The sequence below is a fragment of the Dokdonella sp. genome (genome assembly GCF_019634845.1).
In the GTDB taxonomy this organism is placed as follows: Bacteria; Pseudomonadota; Gammaproteobacteria; order Xanthomonadales; family Rhodanobacteraceae; genus Dokdonella_A.
The window spans coordinates 172,000-188,464 of sequence record NZ_JAHCAQ010000006.1 but is presented as its reverse complement, the minus strand read 5'-3'; the positions used below and the strand labels follow the sequence as shown (position 1 = coordinate 188,464).

General features: G+C 68.7%; 12 protein-coding genes. 6 read left to right on the top strand and 6 right to left on the bottom strand.

All coding sequences use genetic code 11. The features are described from left to right. Positions 1–17: 17 nt before the first annotated feature. From KF903_RS06435 to KF903_RS06425, 3 genes are all read right to left on the bottom strand, one after another. Positions 18–893, bottom strand: a complete 876-nt coding sequence (locus KF903_RS06435) for a pirin family protein (RefSeq protein WP_291212601.1) — start codon at positions 891–893, stop codon at positions 18–20. A 67-nt stretch (positions 894–960) separates the two neighbouring features. Further along, entirely contained in the window at positions 961–1,170 is a 210-nt protein-coding gene (locus KF903_RS06430; protein WP_291212599.1) for a cold-shock protein, read from the bottom strand. Positions 1,171–1,396: 226 nt separating this feature from the next. After that, complete coding sequence (locus KF903_RS06425; protein ID WP_291212596.1) at positions 1,397–2,566, bottom strand: DUF4124 domain-containing protein; 1,170 nt, start codon at positions 2,564–2,566, stop codon at positions 1,397–1,399. A 102-nt stretch (positions 2,567–2,668) separates the two neighbouring features. Between KF903_RS06425 and KF903_RS06420 the strand changes: the two genes are divergently transcribed. From KF903_RS06420 to KF903_RS06410, 3 genes are all read left to right on the top strand, one after another. After that, on the top strand, positions 2,669–2,974 hold the full coding sequence (locus tag KF903_RS06420) for an EF-hand domain-containing protein (protein ID WP_291212592.1): 306 nt from the start codon (positions 2,669–2,671) through the stop codon (positions 2,972–2,974). Positions 2,975–3,130: 156 nt separating this feature from the next. Continuing rightward, positions 3,131–3,577 carry an azurin gene (gene azu / locus KF903_RS06415; RefSeq protein WP_291212589.1) on the top strand — a complete coding sequence of 149 codons (447 nt, stop codon included), beginning with the start codon at positions 3,131–3,133 and terminating at the stop codon, positions 3,575–3,577. A gap of 110 nt (positions 3,578–3,687) precedes the next feature. Then, positions 3,688–3,924 (top strand): hypothetical protein, encoded by a 237-nt coding sequence (locus KF903_RS06410; RefSeq protein ID WP_291212587.1) that lies wholly within the window; start codon positions 3,688–3,690, stop codon positions 3,922–3,924. A 54-nt stretch (positions 3,925–3,978) separates the two neighbouring features. On the opposite strand, the gene KF903_RS06405 is transcribed toward KF903_RS06410, so the two are convergent. Both KF903_RS06405 and KF903_RS06400 read right to left on the bottom strand, forming a co-directional pair. Beyond that, positions 3,979–4,758: an NAD kinase gene (locus KF903_RS06405; RefSeq protein ID WP_291212647.1), complete on the bottom strand. Its 780-nt coding sequence runs from the start codon at positions 4,756–4,758 to the stop codon at positions 3,979–3,981. A 158-nt stretch (positions 4,759–4,916) separates the two neighbouring features. Beyond that, a complete protein-coding gene (locus KF903_RS06400; RefSeq protein WP_291212585.1) occupies positions 4,917–9,851 on the bottom strand; it encodes an NAD-glutamate dehydrogenase in 4,935 nt (1,644 codons plus the stop codon). Between the two features lie 239 nt (positions 9,852–10,090). Between KF903_RS06400 and KF903_RS06395 the strand changes: the two genes are divergently transcribed. Genes KF903_RS06395 through KF903_RS06385 form a run of 3 tightly spaced genes read left to right on the top strand, consistent with a single transcriptional unit; the run spans position 10,091 to position 15,465 of the window. Beyond that, complete coding sequence (locus KF903_RS06395) at positions 10,091–11,266, top strand: efflux RND transporter periplasmic adaptor subunit (protein ID WP_291212582.1); 1,176 nt, start codon at positions 10,091–10,093, stop codon at positions 11,264–11,266. A 31-nt stretch (positions 11,267–11,297) separates the two neighbouring features. Further along, a complete protein-coding gene (locus tag KF903_RS06390) occupies positions 11,298–14,489 on the top strand; it encodes a multidrug efflux RND transporter permease subunit (RefSeq protein ID WP_291212579.1) in 3,192 nt (1,063 codons plus the stop codon). After that, positions 14,482–15,465 carry a DUF3187 family protein gene (locus KF903_RS06385; RefSeq protein WP_291212576.1) on the top strand — a complete coding sequence of 328 codons (984 nt, stop codon included), beginning with the start codon at positions 14,482–14,484 and terminating at the stop codon, positions 15,463–15,465. The genes KF903_RS06390 and KF903_RS06385 overlap by 8 nt, the downstream gene beginning before the upstream one ends. On the opposite strand, the gene KF903_RS06380 is transcribed toward KF903_RS06385, so the two are convergent. Then, on the bottom strand, positions 15,437–15,970 hold the full coding sequence (locus KF903_RS06380) for a GFA family protein (RefSeq protein ID WP_291212644.1): 534 nt from the start codon (positions 15,968–15,970) through the stop codon (positions 15,437–15,439). The two genes, KF903_RS06385 and KF903_RS06380, sit on opposite strands and share 29 nt — an antisense overlap. Positions 15,971–16,465: the final 495 nt, after the last annotated feature.

Below are 16,465 nucleotides of genomic sequence, written 5' to 3'. Positions count from 1 at the left end.
TCGGCGCGGGGCGTCGATCAGGCCTCGGGCAAGGCGATGAAGTCGGTTTCGCCGCCGACCTGACCAAGGCGCTGCGCGCGCCAGTCGGCCTTGGCCTGCTCGATGCGGTCGCGATCGAGTGCGACGAAGTTCCACCACATGACGCGCTCGCCATCGAGCGGCGCACCGCCGCACAGGAGCAGGTGGCAGTCACTGCCCGCGACCAGGTCGATCGGTGCCGTGCCATCGACGACGAGCATGTGCCCTGGCGCCAACGGCGCGCCGTCGACTTGCAGCGCACCCGACATCAGGTGGACTGCACGTTCGGCATGTTCGGGCGGCACCACGAGGCGGCTGCCGGCGGCCAGCCTGACCTCGACATGGAGGGTTGGCGCATGGACCCGGACCGGCGAGGTCATGCCGAATGCGCTGCCCGCGATCACGCGCAGCAGCACGCCTGCGGCCTCGCGCTGCGGCAGGCTGGTCGCTGCGTGATGCTGGAACTGCGGCTCGACCTCGACGCCGTCGCGCGGCAATGCCACCCAGGTCTGCACGCCATGCAGGCGATGTCCGGCCGTGCGTTGCGGCGCCGGGCTGCGCTCGGAATGCACGATGCCGCGGCCGGCGGTCATCCAGTTGACGTCGCCAGGACGAATCACGACGTCGCTGCCAAGGCTGTCGCGGTGCCGGATCGCACCCTCGAACAGGTAGGTCACGGTGGCGAGGCCGATGTGCGGATGCGGCCGTACATCGAGCCCGCGTCCCGGCGCAAATTCGATCGGCCCGAAATGGTCGAAGAAAACGAACGGGCCGACATGACGGCGCAGTCGAAACGGCAACAGGCGACGCACCACGACACCGTCGCCCAGATCATGCAGGCGCGGCGCGATCACGCCCACGCGGCTTTGCACCATCGTGCCCACCAACAAGAAGGGGTCGCGGCGCCAAGCCGCGACCCCGAATCACCGCAGATCCACCGGTTCAGGCCGGGGCGACTTCTTCGGCCTGCAGGCCCTTCTGGCCCTGCACCACCTTGAATGTCACCTTCTGGCCTTCCTGCAAGGTCTTGAACCCGGTGCCCGTGATCGCGCGGAAATGCACGAACACATCCGGGCCATTCTCGCGGCTGATGAAGCCGAAACCCTTGCTCTCGTTGAACCACTTGACGGTACCCGACTCACGATCCGACATGAAACTCTCCGTTGCAGCGCTGGACATGAAATTCCACCCCTCGCGGGATGTCATGCACTGGGTATGACGGCGGCACGAAGATGCAGATCAGCTTTCGCAGCGGGGCGAGCAGCCGCGTGGCGAACCGTGCAGACACAGCGCCGCAAGTCTACTCGACTCGGCTGCGGATGCCAGCCTCGTGTGGCGGTGCCGCTGCTGCTGCGCAGCATGCCATCGCGCGGCACGGTCAGTAGGTGCGCACTTCCGTGGGCGGGCTGCGCATGAACGCCGCCCAGTCGCGCGCCAGCGCGGCCAGACCACCGGGATGGTGCTCGTCGAGCCAGCGCTCGCTGGCCACCGGTGCGCACGGTTGGGCCACCTGCGCCGCCAGCAGGCCGGTCAAGGTGGCGCGGCCCGGCGCGCTGCCCATCAGCATTGCCACCAGGGCGAACGCTCGCCGGTAGCGAGCCTCGCGCGGGACCGCCGAGGTGCCACCGACGAGGTAGAAGTCCTCGCCCGCCGGTGCCAGCAGGTCGACCAGCGCCTCGCCGCCATCGCCACCGGGTGCATCGGCGAGCAGGCGCGCGCGCTCGCGTCCGAGGTCGATCTGGCCACCCATGCCGACCGCCCGATAGCGACCGAAGTACTCGGCCAGGCCCTCGTTGAAGGCGACCGGCAGGTTGCCGACGGCCTCGTGCACGATCGCATGCACGATTTCGTGGCGCAGCACGGCGAAGTTGAGTTCATCGTCGTCCTGCATGCGCACGTGGATCGTGCGCGTGGCCGTGGCGTAACTGCCGGCCGACGCGGCCAGCTCGGGCACGCCGACCAGTTGCACATAGGCCGTCGCCGAGCGCACGAACACGATGCGCAGCGTCATGCCCTGCGGCATCGCCACGCCGAGTGAGTCATGCATCGCGCGCGCCACGGCCAGCGCGTCGGCGACCGCGCGCTGCTGCAACTGATCGGGCAGGTTGACGTCGTGGCCGCTGGCCTCGACCGTCACCTGCGGCGGCGCGGCAAGACTCAGCGTGCGCAGCTCGCGTGCGTCGGCCGGCGGTGGGCGATCCGAGTAATGGACGATGCCATTGCGGTCGATCCAGCGCTGCACGGCCAGCGCGGCGGCGGCCTTGGCGCCACTGCGCGCAAGGCAGGCGGCCGCAGGCTCGATGCGCGGCTGCTCGGGCGCCGGTCCCACCCGCTCGGGCGCCGACGCTGCCGCGGCCGGTGGCGGCGCCACGCGCACGCTCGCCGCGGCGTCGGCACCGGTGGCCGCAGCCGGTGGCGACGGTGGCGACGTCGGCGCCCGCTGCCCGCAGCCACCGAGCAGGGCGAGCACCACGAGCGCCAGCCCGACGCGGACCGCGCGGCCCTGCGCGTCGCCAGGCCGGTGGTGTCGATGCAGGGAAAAGTTCAACACGTGGCAACTCCGACTTCGCTCGCGTTAATCGCCATCGGCGGATCATCCTGCGCACCGCGGCACGCCCTGCCGCATGAACAGCCCGATGGAGGTCATTCCATGTACACCCGACTCATTGGTTTGCTGGCGCTCGCCGTCAGCAGCACCAGCTTTGCGCAAGACATCAGCAGCGCCCAGTACCAGACGCCACAGGGCGAGTTGCTCGTCCGCACCAGCCAGCCCGCAGCGCACGACTATGGTCCACCGCCGCCCTTCGCGCAGCTTGACGCCACGCACGCCGGTTTCATCACCGCGGCGCAGGCCGATCACTACCCGCCGCTCGCCAACGACTTCATCCAAGCCGACCGCAACCGCGACGGCAGGATATCGAAAGCCGAATACGAACGTTGGATACACCAGCACTGAACGGCCGGGCACGCGGCGCGGGCCGCGCCTGACAGGCCCTGCGACAACACGCCGCAGCGCGCCTCGGCCGCGCGCGTGGCGAGCTGATCCCGGTCAGGAACCAGTGTGATTGCATCCGTTACCATTTGCCCACTTTTCACCCAAGGAGTGATTCTCATGCGCAAGTTGCTTGCCGTTGCGGTACTCGCCCTGTTCGCCTCCCCGTTGCTGGCCGCCGAGTGCGCCACCACGATCGAAGGCAACGACATGATGCAGTTCAACCTCAAGACCATCACGGTGCCCAAGAGCTGCACGAGCTTCGAAGTCACGCTCAAGCACGTCGGCAAGCTGCCGGTCACCGCGATGGGCCACAACTGGGTGCTGTCGAAGGCCTCCGACGAGAACGGCGTGGTCATGGACGGCGCCAAGGCCGGCGCGGCCGCCGGCTACGAGAAGCCCGGTGACACCCGCATCATCGCCGCCACCAAGCTGATCGGTGGCGGCGAAACCGCCAGCACCAAGATCGACGTGGCCAAGCTCGCGGCGGGCGAGAAGTACGCGTACTTCTGCACGTTCCCGGGTCACGCGACGATGATGAAGGGCACGCTCACGCTCGGCGAATAAGCACGAGTCGATTCCTGCTGGACTCCAGCACAGCGCCGCACCCTCGTGTGCGGCGCTTTTTTTGCGCCAGGTGCCATACCGGCAGCCTGCGCGCCGACACGGGGCAAGCGATGCGCAGCTTCCACGACCCGCAAGGCCAGACCTGGCAGGCAGCGGTACTCGATGCGTCCTACGGCGCGGCGCTGCTCGTGTTCACGCCGCTGCATGGCGCGGGCCTGCGCCGCCTGCATCTGGCAGTGGAGAACTACGCCGCGGCACTGGACCTGCTCGCCGGTCTCGACGATGCCGGCCTGTGCGCGCGGCTGGCCGAGGCCGAACCCTGGGACCCGACCAGCGATCCGTCCTGAGGCGCTCTCCGCGCCGCTGCGCCAGCGGGCCGTCGCCGCTGCCGCGATCGATCCTCAGGGCTCGAACTGCTCGTTGAGGATGCGCTCTTCGAGGTTGTGTTCGGGATCGAACAGCAGACTCATCGTGCGCTCGCGCGACTCGCGGATCGATACCTCGATGATGTCGCGCACCTCGTGCGAGTCGGCGGTGGCACTGACCGGTCGCTTGTAGGGGTCGAGCACCTCGAACCTCACCTCGGTCACGGCCGGCAGGATCGCGCCACGCCAGCGCCGTGGCCGGAACGGACTGATCGGAGTGAGCGCGAGCAACTGCGAGCCCAACGGCAGGATCGGTCCGTGCGCAGACAGGTTGTAGGCCGTCGAGCCGGCCGTGGTCGACACCAGCACGCCATCACAGACCAGTTCCTCGATCTTGACCACGCCATTGAGCGAGACGCGGATGTGGGCCGCCTGCTTGGTCTGGCGCAGCAGCGAGACTTCATTGAACGCGAGCGCGCGGCTGCTGCTGCCCGCTTCACTGACCGCGTCCATTTCCAGCGGGCGCAGCAGCGTCGGCTGCGCGAGGGCAAGCCGTTCGGGCAAGTCGCCGTCGGCATACTGGTTCATGAGGAAACCGACGGTGCCGAGCTTCATGCCATACACCGGCAGGCCACGCGGCATGTGCCGGTGCAGCGTTCGCAACATGAAACCATCGCCACCGAGCGCGACGATCACGCTGGCGGCATCGAGCGGCGCGTCGCCATAGCGCGCAACGAGGCTGGCCAGCGCGGTCTGGGCGTCTGCGGTCTGGGCGGCGACAAAGGCGATGCGCATCGGGCGGAATCCGGCGGTCAGCAGGCAATGGTCGGCAGCGCGGCGACATCGACGCACGCCGCTGGCGGCCCTGGCCACAGCTTATGCGATGAACCGGGGTGCGCGCAGCCCGGCCGCCGCGCTGATGGTGCCGGGCGCGCCCGCTGCCGGTCCCGCGCGGGGCGGGACCGGCAGCGTGCTCAGCCCTTGGCCCCGGCCTGCACCAACTGTGCAAACCGGCGCAGGGCCACCGAGGCGATCGGATAGTCGACCGGCTGGCTGCGGATTTCCTCGAGCATGCCGAGCGTGAACTTGAGCGCGGGATCGTCGCGCTCGATCCAGCGCGCCGCCGGATGTGGCTCACCGGCGGCGGCGCCCGCCAGCACCTGCCGCACCAGCGCACAGTGCTGCGCGGCCAGCTCATCACGCAGCGCGCCGCGTGCCTGCGCATGCCAGCGGCTCTCCACCGGCAGCGCCTCGATCTGGCGCCGCAAGCCGGCCATGTCGAGGTGATGGGCCAGCTCGAAATACACCGACGCGACGCGCGCCACCGGCTGCTCCACGTCGAGCGCGACCGCGACGACATCGAAGGCGGGGCTGAGTTCGGCGATCTTGGCCAGCGCCTCGGCCAGCGCCTCAGGCACGTCCAGGCCCTGCCACTTCTCGACGTCGACGTCGTAGTCGGCGCGGCTGTGCGCCACCAGCACCTGCGGCAGGGCGGCCTTGAGGGCGGCCATGCCGGGACCGTAGCGATCGACCAGCCAGGCGATGTCGAGCGCGTTGCCATGATGGCTGAGCACCCAGCGCGTGAGGTTGCGCTGCAGGTCCCAGATCTTGAGCAGCGCATCGATCTGCACGCTCTCGGCCACCTTGCCGTCGAGCGCCTCGATGTCGGCCCACAGCTCGCGCGAACCGACGATCTCGCGCACGGCGCTGTAGGCCTTGGCGATCGCCGCCGGCGGCTGGCCGGTATCCTCCTGCATGCGCAACACGAATGTCGCGTCCATGCGGTTCACCAGCGAGTTGGTGACCGCGGTGGCGATGATCTCGCGCTTGAGGCGATGCCGCTGCATGTGCTCGGCATAAGTGCCCTGCAGCGGCGCGGGGAAATACCGCGCCAGCTCCTTGGACAGGAACGGATCCTCCGGCACGTCCGAATGCAGCAGCTGCTCGAACAGCTTGAGCTTGGAATAGGACAGCAGCACGGCCAGTTCGGGCCGCGTCATGCCCTGATGGCGGGCCTTGCGCTCGGCCAGCTCGGTCTCGCTGGGCAGGAACTCGATCTGGCGGTCGAGCAGTCCCTCGGCCTCGAGCGTGCGGATGAAGTGGGCGTTGGAGCCGATGCGCTGCGCCGACATGTGCTCCATGACCGTCAGCGCCTGGTTCTGGCGATAGTTGTCGTTGAGCACGAGGTGGGCAACCTCGTCGGTCATCGCCGCCAGCAGCGCGTTGCGCTGCTCCAGCTTGAGTTCGCCGCGCTGCACGGCGTCATTGAGCAGGATCTTGATGTTGACCTCGTGATCGGAGGTGTCGACACCGGCCGAGTTGTCGATGAAGTCGGTATTGAGCAGCACGCCCTTGCGCGCCGCCTCGATGCGGCCGCGCTGGGTGAAGCCGAGATTGCCGCCCTCGCCCACCACCTTGCAGCGCAGTTCCGCGCCATTGACGCGCAGCGCATTGTTGGCGCGGTCACCGACCTCGGCGTTGGACTCGGCCTCGGCCTTGACGTAGGTGCCGATGCCGCCGTTCCACAGCAGGTCCACCGGCGCACGCAGCACCGCGCTCATCAGCGCGGTCGGCGTCAGCGGCTCGTCGCTGCTGATGCCGAGCACGGCGCGTGCCTGGCTCGACAGGGTGATGGTCTTGGCGCTGCGCGGGTAGATGCCGCCACCGGCCGAGATCAGCGTGGTGTCGTAGTCCTCCCACGATGAACGCGGCAACTTGAACATGCGCTCGCGCTCGGCAAACGAGCGCGCCGGATCGGGATCGGGATCGATGAAGATGTGGCGGTGGTCGAACGCGGCCACGAGCTTGATGTGACGCGACAGCAGCATGCCATTGCCGAACACGTCGCCCGACATGTCGCCGATGCCGACGCAGGTGAAATCCTGCGTCTGGGTGTCGTGGCCGTGGGCGCGGAAGTGGCGCTTGACCGACTCCCAGGCACCGCGCGCGGTGATGCCCATGCCCTTGTGGTCGTAGCCGACCGAACCACCCGAGGCAAACGCATCGCCGAGCCAGAAACCGTGTTCGGCACTGATCGCGTTGGCGATGTCGGAGAACTTGGCGGTGCCCTTGTCGGCGGCGACGACGAGATAGGGATCGTCGGCGTCATGGCGCACCACGTTGCGCGGCGGCACCACCTTGCCGTCGACGAGGTTGTCGGTCACGTCGAGCAGGCCGTTGATGAACATCTGGTAGCAGGCGATGCCCTCGGCCTGCACCGCATCGCGGTCACCGCCGGCGGGTGGGCGCTTGACGAAGAAGCCGCCCTTGGAGCCGACCGGCACGATCACGGTGTTCTTGACCATCTGGGCCTTGACCAGACCGAGCACTTCGGTGCGGAAGTCCTCGCGCCGATCCGACCAGCGCAGACCACCGCGGGCAACGGCGCCGAAGCGCAGGTGGATGCCCTCCACACGTGCGCCGTAGACGAAGATCTCGCGATACGGCCGCGGCTTGGGCAGGTCGGGCACCTTGGCCGAATCGAACTTGAAGCTGATGTAATCGTGCGGACGGCCGTTGCGGCCAAGCTGGAAATAGTTGGTGCGCAGCGTCGCCCCGATGGTGCCCAGATAGGCACGCAGGATGCGGTCCTCATCGAGGCTCGCCACATGGTCGAGCAGCGCCTTGATCGCCGCGACCGTGGCGGCGATCTGCTCCGCGCGAGGCTGGACACGGGCAGCGGCCAGTGCATCGATGTAATCGCCCGGCAGCTTGGCCAGCACGGCGGCCGGCAACAGTGCACCGAGCTTGCCGCGCAGGCGCGCCACCGCATCGTCGGCCGCCTCGCCACCCTGCTCGCGCGCGGGATCGAAGCCGGCCTCGAACAGCTCCACCAGCAGGCCGGCCAGCGCCGGATAGCGGTTGAGCGTCTCCTCGACATAGGCCTGCGAGAACGGCACGCCGGTCTGCAGCAGGTACTTGCAGTAGCCACGCAGCATCGCCACCTGACGCCAGCTCATGTGTGCGCCAAGGATGAGCTTGTTGAAGCCATCGTTTTCGGCGTTGCCGCGCCAGATCTGCTCGAATGCCTGCTCGAACGCCGGCGCAATGGTGGCGATGTCGAACGCGCAGGCCGTCTGCGGCCGCGCCACGATGTCCTGGATGCGCAGGTGGGCGCCGCCGAGCTCGAGTTCATCGAGCTGCTCGGTGAGCACCTGCAGATTCATGTTCTCGAGCAGCGGAATCGCCTCGGACAGCGCGATGTCCGCGCCGTGGCGGAAGATTTTGAAATGCAGCTGTCCGGCCTGCCCCGGCGCCGGCCGCAGGCTCAACCGGATGTCGTTGCTGCCTTGCAGTTGCGCCGCGAGCACCACGTCGGCCGCGGCACCAGCCGGCGTGGCACGCTCGATGTAACCGGCCGGCAGCTCGGCGAAGCGCGCGGCGAGGCTGCGCCCGGCGCCATCGCCCTCGGTCGCGATCAATGCCTCGCGCAGTTCGCCGTGCCAGTTGCGCACGATGCCCGCGACCTCGCGATCGAGCCACGCCAGATCGCAAACGACCTGCTCGCCCGGCCGCGGCCGGGTCACCAGATGCAGCAGCGCCAGCGGCGCGTCGCCGATCTGCAGCGTCGAATCGACGTGCTCGGCGTGCAGCGCGTGGCTCACGGTGTCGGTGATGCGCTCGCGCACCGGCGTGGTCAGGTTCTCGCGCGGCAGGTAGACCAGGCAGGAATGGAACCGACCGTACTTGTCGCGGCGCACGAACAGGCGCACGCGCGGCCGCGCGCGCAGCGCCAGCACGCCGGTGGCCAGCTCGAACAGCTCGTCCTCGCTCGACTGGAACAGCTCGTCGCGCGGCAATTGCTCGAGCACATGACGCAAGGCTTTGCCCGAGTGGGCATCGCGACGCAGGCCGGAGCGCGCCAGCACGGCTTCGACCTTGCGCCGCACCAGCGGCACTTCCTGCGGTCGTGCCATGTAGGCACTGCTGGTGAACAGGCCGAGGAAGCGCTGTTCGGCCACCGGCACACCGGCGTCGTTGAAGCGCAGCACGCTGATGTAATCCATGTAGCCGGCGCGGTGCACGCGGCTGCGGGCATTGGTCTTGGTGAGGATGATCGCGTCCATCGCGCCGGACTGCGGCAGCTCGGCCGCCACCAGGGTGCGCAGCGAACGCGGCGTCTGCGCGCGCTCGGCACCGCGCAGGATGCCCAGCCCCGACTGCTCGACGGCCTGCAGCACCTCGTCGCCAGCAACCTTGGCCACCTCGTACTCGCGGTAGCCGAGGAACGTGAAGTTGTCGTTGACCGCCCAGCGCAGGAACTCCTGCGCCTCGGCCACGCCGGCCGCCTGCACCGGCATCTTGCGGCGCGGCAGATCGTCGGCGATCGCGAGCATGCTGGCGCGCATCGCGGCCCAGTCGGCCACGCTGGCGCGCACGTCGGCGAGTGCGGCACCGATCGCCTGCTCCAGCGCCTGCGCCGCGGCATCGTCGGCAACGCGGTCGATCTCCAGATGCATCACCGACTCGGCCTGCGTTCCGTCACCGTCATGGTCGGCCAGTGCCAGCAGGCGGCCGGCACCGTCGCGACGGACCGCAATGACGGGATGGATGACCAGATGCGTGCCGAGGCCGGCCGCGGTGATGGCCATGCCGACCGAATCGACGAGGAACGGCATGTCGTCGGTGACGATGTCGACGAGAGTACGCGCGCGATTGCCGCTGCCCACGTGGGTCAGCCGCAGCCGCGGCGACTGCGCGGCACGGGTGCCGATGAAGTCGAGCACCCGCGCGACCAGCGCCGCCCACTCCGCCGGCGCCCGCGCGGCGATGTCGTCGGGCGCAACGCGTTCGAGGAAGCGCCGCGCGAATTGCGCCGCCTGGGCCTGGCCGGTCGCGTCGACGAGCGTGGCAAGTTGCGTCAGGATGGAGTCGAACTGCGTACCGCGCGAGGCGCCTGGGTCGGTCATGTCGGGTCCGAAAAAAGGGCGGGAATCGAAAACCGGCTAGGATACGCGCGCCCCAGCAGCGTAGCCAGCCACGCGCCTGAACGAGGCGCCTCGGCGCGAGCGCGCACCGCCTGCGCGTGACACTTTCTGTACCGTTGCGTATGATAATTGGCCGTGCGGCCAACTTCCTGCACTGTCGATTCGTGCCTGGCCTGCCAAGCTCGCATCCATTTCCTCCATCGTTCGGTTCAGGGACGCCCATGACTCTGGCGCTTCGTGTATTGAGTGTGTGTGCTGCTGCGCTCGCGGCAACGGCTTGCGGCAACGGCAACAAGGCCGCTTCATCCACTGCCGCACCGGTGGCAGTGAGCGTGATCCGCGCCCAGGCGCAGAGCGTGCCGCTGACCCAGGACCTGGTCGGTCGGCTGTCGCCCGTGCGCAGCGCCGACGTGCGTGCGCGCGTGGCCGGCATCCTCCACAAGCGCGTCTACACCGAAGGCAGCGACGTCGCACAGGGCCAGCCCCTGTTCGAGATCGACCCGGCCCCGCTGCGTGCCACGCTCAATGCACAACTGGCCAACCTGGCCGCGGCACAGGCGACATACCAGAACAGCCACATCGCAGCCGAACGCGCACGATCGGTGGCCGCCAAGGGCCTGCTGTCGCAGGCCGCGCTCGACAGCGCCGAAGCGGCCGAGCGCACCGCCGCCGCCGCGGTCAAGCAGGCCCAGGCCAATGTCGACAGCGCACGCATCAACCTCGGCTACGCCAACGTCACCGCACCGATCGCTGGTCGCGCCGGCAAGCAGCAGGTCACCGAGGGCGCACTGGTCGGCCAAGGTGAGGCCACCCTGCTCACCACGATCGACCAGATCGACCCGCTGTACGTCAATTTCGCCCAGGCCGTCGGGATCTACGACGAAATGCGCCGCGCTGCACTCAGTGGCGAAGTGGCGCTGGCGGCTCCCAACACCGCGCGCATCGTCGTCTCGCTGCCCGATGGCACGCCTTATGCCCACGCCGGTTCGGTCGACTTTTCCGACAGCGCCGTCGACGCCGGTACCGGCGCCGTCACGCTGCGCGGCAGCGTGCCCAACCCCGACCACGCGCTGCTGCCGGGCATGTTCGTCAACATCAAGCTCGAACTGGGCGCCCTCAACCACGCCTGGCTGGTGCCGCAACGCGCCGTGCAGCGCGACGCCGAGGGCGCCTACGTGATGGTGGTCGGCAGCGACGACAAGGTGGCGCGCAAGCGCATCGCCGCTGACCGGCTGCAAGGCAGCGACTGGATCGTCACCAGCGGCCTCGACGATGGCGACCGCATCATCGTGAGCGGCCTGCAGAAGGTGACGGTCGGCACGCCCGCCGCCGCGACGCCGTGGCAGGCCCAGGCCAGCGCGGCAACCGTGCCGGCCGTGGCGCCGGCTGCGCGCTGAGCCGCGCCGCGCCCGCCAGGAACCTGAGCCCATGTCCAATTTCTTCATCGACCATCCGGTCTTCGCGCGCGTCATCGCGATCCTCATCACGCTCGCGGGCCTGCTCGCCATCACGCGCCTGGGCATCGAGTCCTATCCGTCGATCGCGCCGCCGCAGGTGGTGATCTCGGCCAGCTACCCCGGCGCCGATGCGGCCACCGTCGAGAAAGCCGTCACCCAGGTCATCGAGCAGCAGCTCACCGGCATCGACAACCTCAGCTACTTCAGCGCCAGTTCCGGTTCGGATGGCTCGGCCTCGATCACGCTGACCTTCGCCCCGGGCACCAATGCCGACATCGCCCAGGTGCAGACCCAGAACAAGGCCGCGCTGGCCACGCCGCGCCTGCCCAGCGAGGTCGTGCAGCAGGGCATCGTCGTCGCCAAGCAGAACCCCGACTTCCTCATGGTGGCGATGCTCAAGTCCGAGGACGGCAAGCTCGACTCGGGCGCGCTCAACAACCTTGCCGCGGTCAGCGTGATCCCGCAGATCCAGCGCGTGGCGGGCGTGGGCAACGTGCGCCAGTTCGGGTCGGAATACGCGATGCGGATCTGGCTCGATGCCGACAAGTTGCGCGGCTACAACCTGTCGGCGGCGCAGGCGCTCGCCGCGGTGCGCAACCAGAACATCCAGGTCGCCGCCGGTTCGCTCGGTACCGAGCCGGCGGTACCCGGCAACGGTTTTTCGGCCACCGTCACCGCCGAAGGCCGCTTCACCTCGCCCGCGCAGTTCGCCGACATCATCCTGCGCAGCGACCCCGACGGCACCACGGTGCGCCTGGGCGACGTTGCCCGTGTCGAGCTCGGCCCCTCGTCCTACGGCGTGAGCGTCACCTACAACAACCAGAGCGTGGCCGGCTTCGCCGTGCAGTTGCAGACCGGTGCCAATGCGCTCGGCGTGGCCGAAGCGGTCAAGGCGCGCCTCGACGAACTGCAGACGGCATTCCCGCCCGGCGTGAGCTGGTTCGTTCCCTACGACACCACGCCGTTCATCCAGTTCTCGATCCGCGAAGTGATCAAGACGCTGGGCGAGGCGATCGTGCTCGTGTTCCTGGTCATGCTGATCTTCCTGCAGAACCTGCGCATGACGATCATCGCCCTGCTCGTGGTGCCGGTGGCATTGATGGGCGGCTTCCTCGGCCTGTGGCTGGCCGGCTTCACGATCAACCAGCTCACGCTGTTCGGCATGGTGCTCGTCATCGGCATCGTGGTCGACGATGCGATCGTGGTGATCGAGAACGTCGAACGCATCATGAGCGAGGAAGGCCTGTCGCCGCGCGATGCGACGCGCAAGGCCATGGGCCAGCTCACCGGCGCGGTGGTGGCGATCGCGGTGGTGCTGATGGCGGTGTTCATCCCCAGCGCACTGCAGTCGGGTTCGGTCGGCGTGATCTACCGCCAGTTCTGCCTGACCATCGCGCTGTCGACGGCGTTCTCGGCCTTCCTCGCCCTGGTCTTCACGCCATCGCTGTGCGCAACCCTGCTCAAGCCGCTGCACGAGCAGAAAAAGAACATCGTGTACCGCGCCTTCGACCGGATGTTCAATCGCGTGCAGCAGACCTATACCGGTCACGTACTGAGCGCGATCCGCCACGCGCCGCGCTGGATGGCGGCATTCGTCATTGCCGCCGTGTTGTGCGGATTCCTGTTCTGGAAGATTCCGTCGAGCTTCGTGCCGGAGGAAGACCAGGGCTCGGTGTTTGGCATCGTCACCCTGCCCTCGGGCGCGAGCATCGAGCGCACGCGCAAGGTCATGCGCGAGGTCACCGAGGCAGTGCGGGCCAATCCGGCCGTGGAAGGCGTCATCGCGGTGTCGGGTTTCAGCTTCGTCGGCAATGGCAGCAACACCGGCATGGCATTCATCCGCCTCAAGCCGTGGGACGAGCGCACCCGGGCCGATCGCGTCGCCACCGCCGTGGTGCGCCAGCTCAACGGCGCACTGTCCACCGCGATCCCTGACGCACAGGTATTCGTGATGAACCAGGCCACGATCCGTGGCCTGGGCCAGTTCGGCGGCTTCGACCTCTACCTGCAGGATCGCGCCGGCCTCGGCCACGACGCTTTGCTGCAGGCGCAGGACACGCTGCTGGCCAAGGCGGCGCAACGCAGCGACGTGCTGACCGGCGTGCGCCCCAACATCCTGCCGCCGACCACCCAGTTGTCGATGCAGGTCGATCGCGTGCAGGCGCAGTCGATGGGCCTGTCGTTGAGTGACGTCTACACCGCGATCCAGCTCATGCTGGCGCCGGTGTACGCCAACGACTTCTTCAATCAGGGTCGCGTGCAGCGCGTGACGATGCAGGCCGATGCGCCGTTCCGCATGGGGCCCGAGGCGCTGTCCCATTTCTTCGTGCCCAGCGCCACCCGTCACGAGACCGCAGCCGGCGCGAGCGGTGGCAGCCCTCTGCCGGCGATGATCCCACTGTCGAACGTGGTCCGGTCGCAATGGATCATGGCGCCTCCCACGCTGAGCCGCTACAACGGCTACGGCGCGATCGAGATCGTCGGCAGTCCCGCCGCCGGCGCCAGCTCCGGCACCGCGATGCAGGCCATGCAGGACATCATCCGCAGTGACCTGCCAACGGGCTTCGGCTTCGACTGGACCGGCCAGTCGCTGCAGGAAATCATCTCGGGCAATCAGGCACCGATCCTGTACGCGCTGTCGCTGCTGGTGGTGTTCCTGTGCCTGGCGGCGCTGTATGAGAGCTGGTCGATTCCGCTGTCGGTGCTGCTGGTGGTGCCGCTGGGCGTGCTCGGCGCCCTCGTGGCAACGATGGCGCGCGGCCTCACCAATGACGTCTACTTCAAGATCGGCATCATCACGATCATCGGCCTGGCGGCCAAGAACGCCATCCTCATCATCGAATTCGCGGTGGCCGAACAGCGCGCAGGGCGCCCACTCGGGGTGGCCGTGGTCGATGCCGCGCGACTGCGCTTCCGCCCGATCCTGATGACCTCGTTCGCATTCATCCTCGGCTGCCTGCCGCTGGCCGTGTCGACTGGCGCCGGCGCCAACTCGCGCCACGCGATCGGCACCGGCGTGGTCGGCGGCATGCTGTTCGCCACCCTGCTCGGACTGTTGTTCATTCCGGTGTTCTACGTCGCGGTGCGGCGCGTGCTCGGCGACCATCTCGAACCGCCCGAGACCACGCTCGGCCAGACCGCAGATCCACACCGCCATGGCTGAGCGGGTGCCGCGCGCGCTGGCCGCCGCCGGCCTTGCAGTGGCCCTGCAGTGGCTGGCGCCGGGCGCCGCCCGCGCGGCTGGCGCGGCGTGGCTGCCCTACCGTGACGCCAACCCGTTCGTCGCTGCCGGCGGGTTGCCGCTGGCGCCGCCCTCGGTGGCCGCCGACGGCTGGCGCGTCGACCTCGTCGCCAGCGCCAGCAACACCGAACTGGCGTTCGACCGCGGCAGCGAACACCTGCTCTACGACGCCGAGCTGCACGAAGGACGCATCGCGGTGACACGCGGTCTGGGCGAGCACTGGCTGGCGCGCGTCTCGCTCGCGGCGGTGTCACTCGACGATGGCTTCCTCGACGGATTTCTGCAGGACTGGCACCGCGTGTTCGGACTGAGCAATGGCGATCGCGGTCAGCTCGGCAGCGATGGTCACGTCATCGACTACCACGACGCGGACACCAGCCTGCATCTGGACCGCAGGCTGCGTGCGGCCACGCCGCTGCTGGTCGATCTCGCCTGGCGCGCGCCGGCCGGTGCGGCCAGCGAATGGATGCTCGGCGCCACGCTCAAACTGCCCACCAGTCGCGCCAGCGTGCTGGTCGATGACCGCGCCGTCGATGCCAGTGTGTGGCTGGCCGCGCAATCGACCGCAACGCAGAGCCCGCTGTCATGGGGTGCACGCCTGGGCGCGCTGCGCCGCGGCGATGGCGACCTGCTGCCAGCCCGCCGCAAGCGGCTGGTTCCGTTCGCCGACGTCGCCCTCGGCTGGCAGTTGACCCCGGCCTGGGACGCCAGCGCCCAGCTGCAATGGCATGCTGCGCTGTACGACAGCCGCATTCCCTATCTGCGCGACGCCACCACGCTGGCGCTGTCCTCGGGCTGGCGCATGCGCTCGGGCTGGACCTTGCGCGCCGGACTGGTCGAGGACGTGCAGGCGCTGCACGCGCAGGACGTCACGCTGTTTCTGAGCCTGGTCCGCTGAAGCCGCTGCGCCGCGGTGCAGCCGGCATCGCGTAGCGCCGTTCGACGAACGGCGTCGTCACCGCGAGCGGCGCGACCGGCGGACGCGGCTGATACTGCGGCCCACCGGGCCGCTCGAGATGTTTGGGTAATTCGTCGTCGATGTCGAGCTGGCGCTGCGCGTAGTGCAGGTGCATGGTCGGCGCGTGCTGCGCCGGCAGGATGCCGCGGTACGAGGCGGCGATGAGCGCATGCGACACCACGCGCAGCCCGAGCGCATCGACCAGGAACAGGGTGCTGCCGCAGCCGGCGCAGAAGTGCCGCGTTGCCTCCAGCAGCGGCTGCACGAAGCAGCCTGCTGCCCGTGCGCCCGACGCGAGCGAGAGATCGGCGCCGCGCCACATCGTGACTGCCACCACGGCGCCACCGAACAATTCGCGACAGACTTGGCTGTGGCAATACGCATGCAGCACGGCCTTGCCGGTGGCGAGGACGCGGCTTGCGCCGCAATGACATGACAAGACCATGGTCACGCTATCGACTCCCTCTGCGATGGGACGACTTGCATTGCGCCCGGAGTACCGCGTGCGCCCGCTGCCAGCCACTGCCGATCGTGTCGGGCACGCGCGGGAGCCATCCGGGCTCGCCGCCCACGGACCAACCGTGCGAGCGGGGGGAAGCTGGTCCGTGGGCGATCCGTCCGTGGATGTGCCTGGCGAATGCTGTCTGGGCATCGCCCGGCACCGAGTGCTGGCACACCAACCCGCGCCTCCGGTGGCGGTCGGCTCGGTGCAGAACGCTGGCAAGCCTATCGGCAGCACACCGCCCTGCCATCGGCAAATCTGCGGAGATCCAGCGTTTGGATATGACGAGTGGCGATAAGTCATCGGCAGTGGCCGGCCACCGCGCTCATTATCATCATGCGTTCGCGTCGATGCGCCGCTGACCGTCTCGCATGCAGGGCGCGCGGCCCGCGACGGCATACGCATCCGCGCGGATCGTCCGCGAACGGGGAAGGAGGT

Coding starts and splice junctions, on each gene's coding strand:
- KF903_RS06435 (WP_291212601.1), bottom strand. CDS start 893: ATGGTGCAAAGCCGCGTGGGCGTGATCGCGCCGCGCCTGCATGATCTG.
- KF903_RS06430 (WP_291212599.1), bottom strand. CDS start 1,170: ATGTCGGATCGTGAGTCGGGTACCGTCAAGTGGTTCAACGAGAGCAAG.
- KF903_RS06420 (WP_291212592.1), top strand. CDS start 2,669: ATGTACACCCGACTCATTGGTTTGCTGGCGCTCGCCGTCAGCAGCACC.
- azu (WP_291212589.1), top strand. CDS start 3,131: ATGCGCAAGTTGCTTGCCGTTGCGGTACTCGCCCTGTTCGCCTCCCCG.
- KF903_RS06410 (WP_291212587.1), top strand. CDS start 3,688: ATGCGCAGCTTCCACGACCCGCAAGGCCAGACCTGGCAGGCAGCGGTA.
- KF903_RS06400 (WP_291212585.1), bottom strand. CDS start 9,851: ATGACCGACCCAGGCGCCTCGCGCGGTACGCAGTTCGACTCCATCCTG.
- KF903_RS06395 (WP_291212582.1), top strand. CDS start 10,091: ATGACTCTGGCGCTTCGTGTATTGAGTGTGTGTGCTGCTGCGCTCGCG.
- KF903_RS06390 (WP_291212579.1), top strand. CDS start 11,298: ATGTCCAATTTCTTCATCGACCATCCGGTCTTCGCGCGCGTCATCGCG.
- KF903_RS06385 (WP_291212576.1), top strand. CDS start 14,482: ATGGCTGAGCGGGTGCCGCGCGCGCTGGCCGCCGCCGGCCTTGCAGTG.
- KF903_RS06380 (WP_291212644.1), bottom strand. CDS start 15,970: ATGGTCTTGTCATGTCATTGCGGCGCAAGCCGCGTCCTCGCCACCGGC.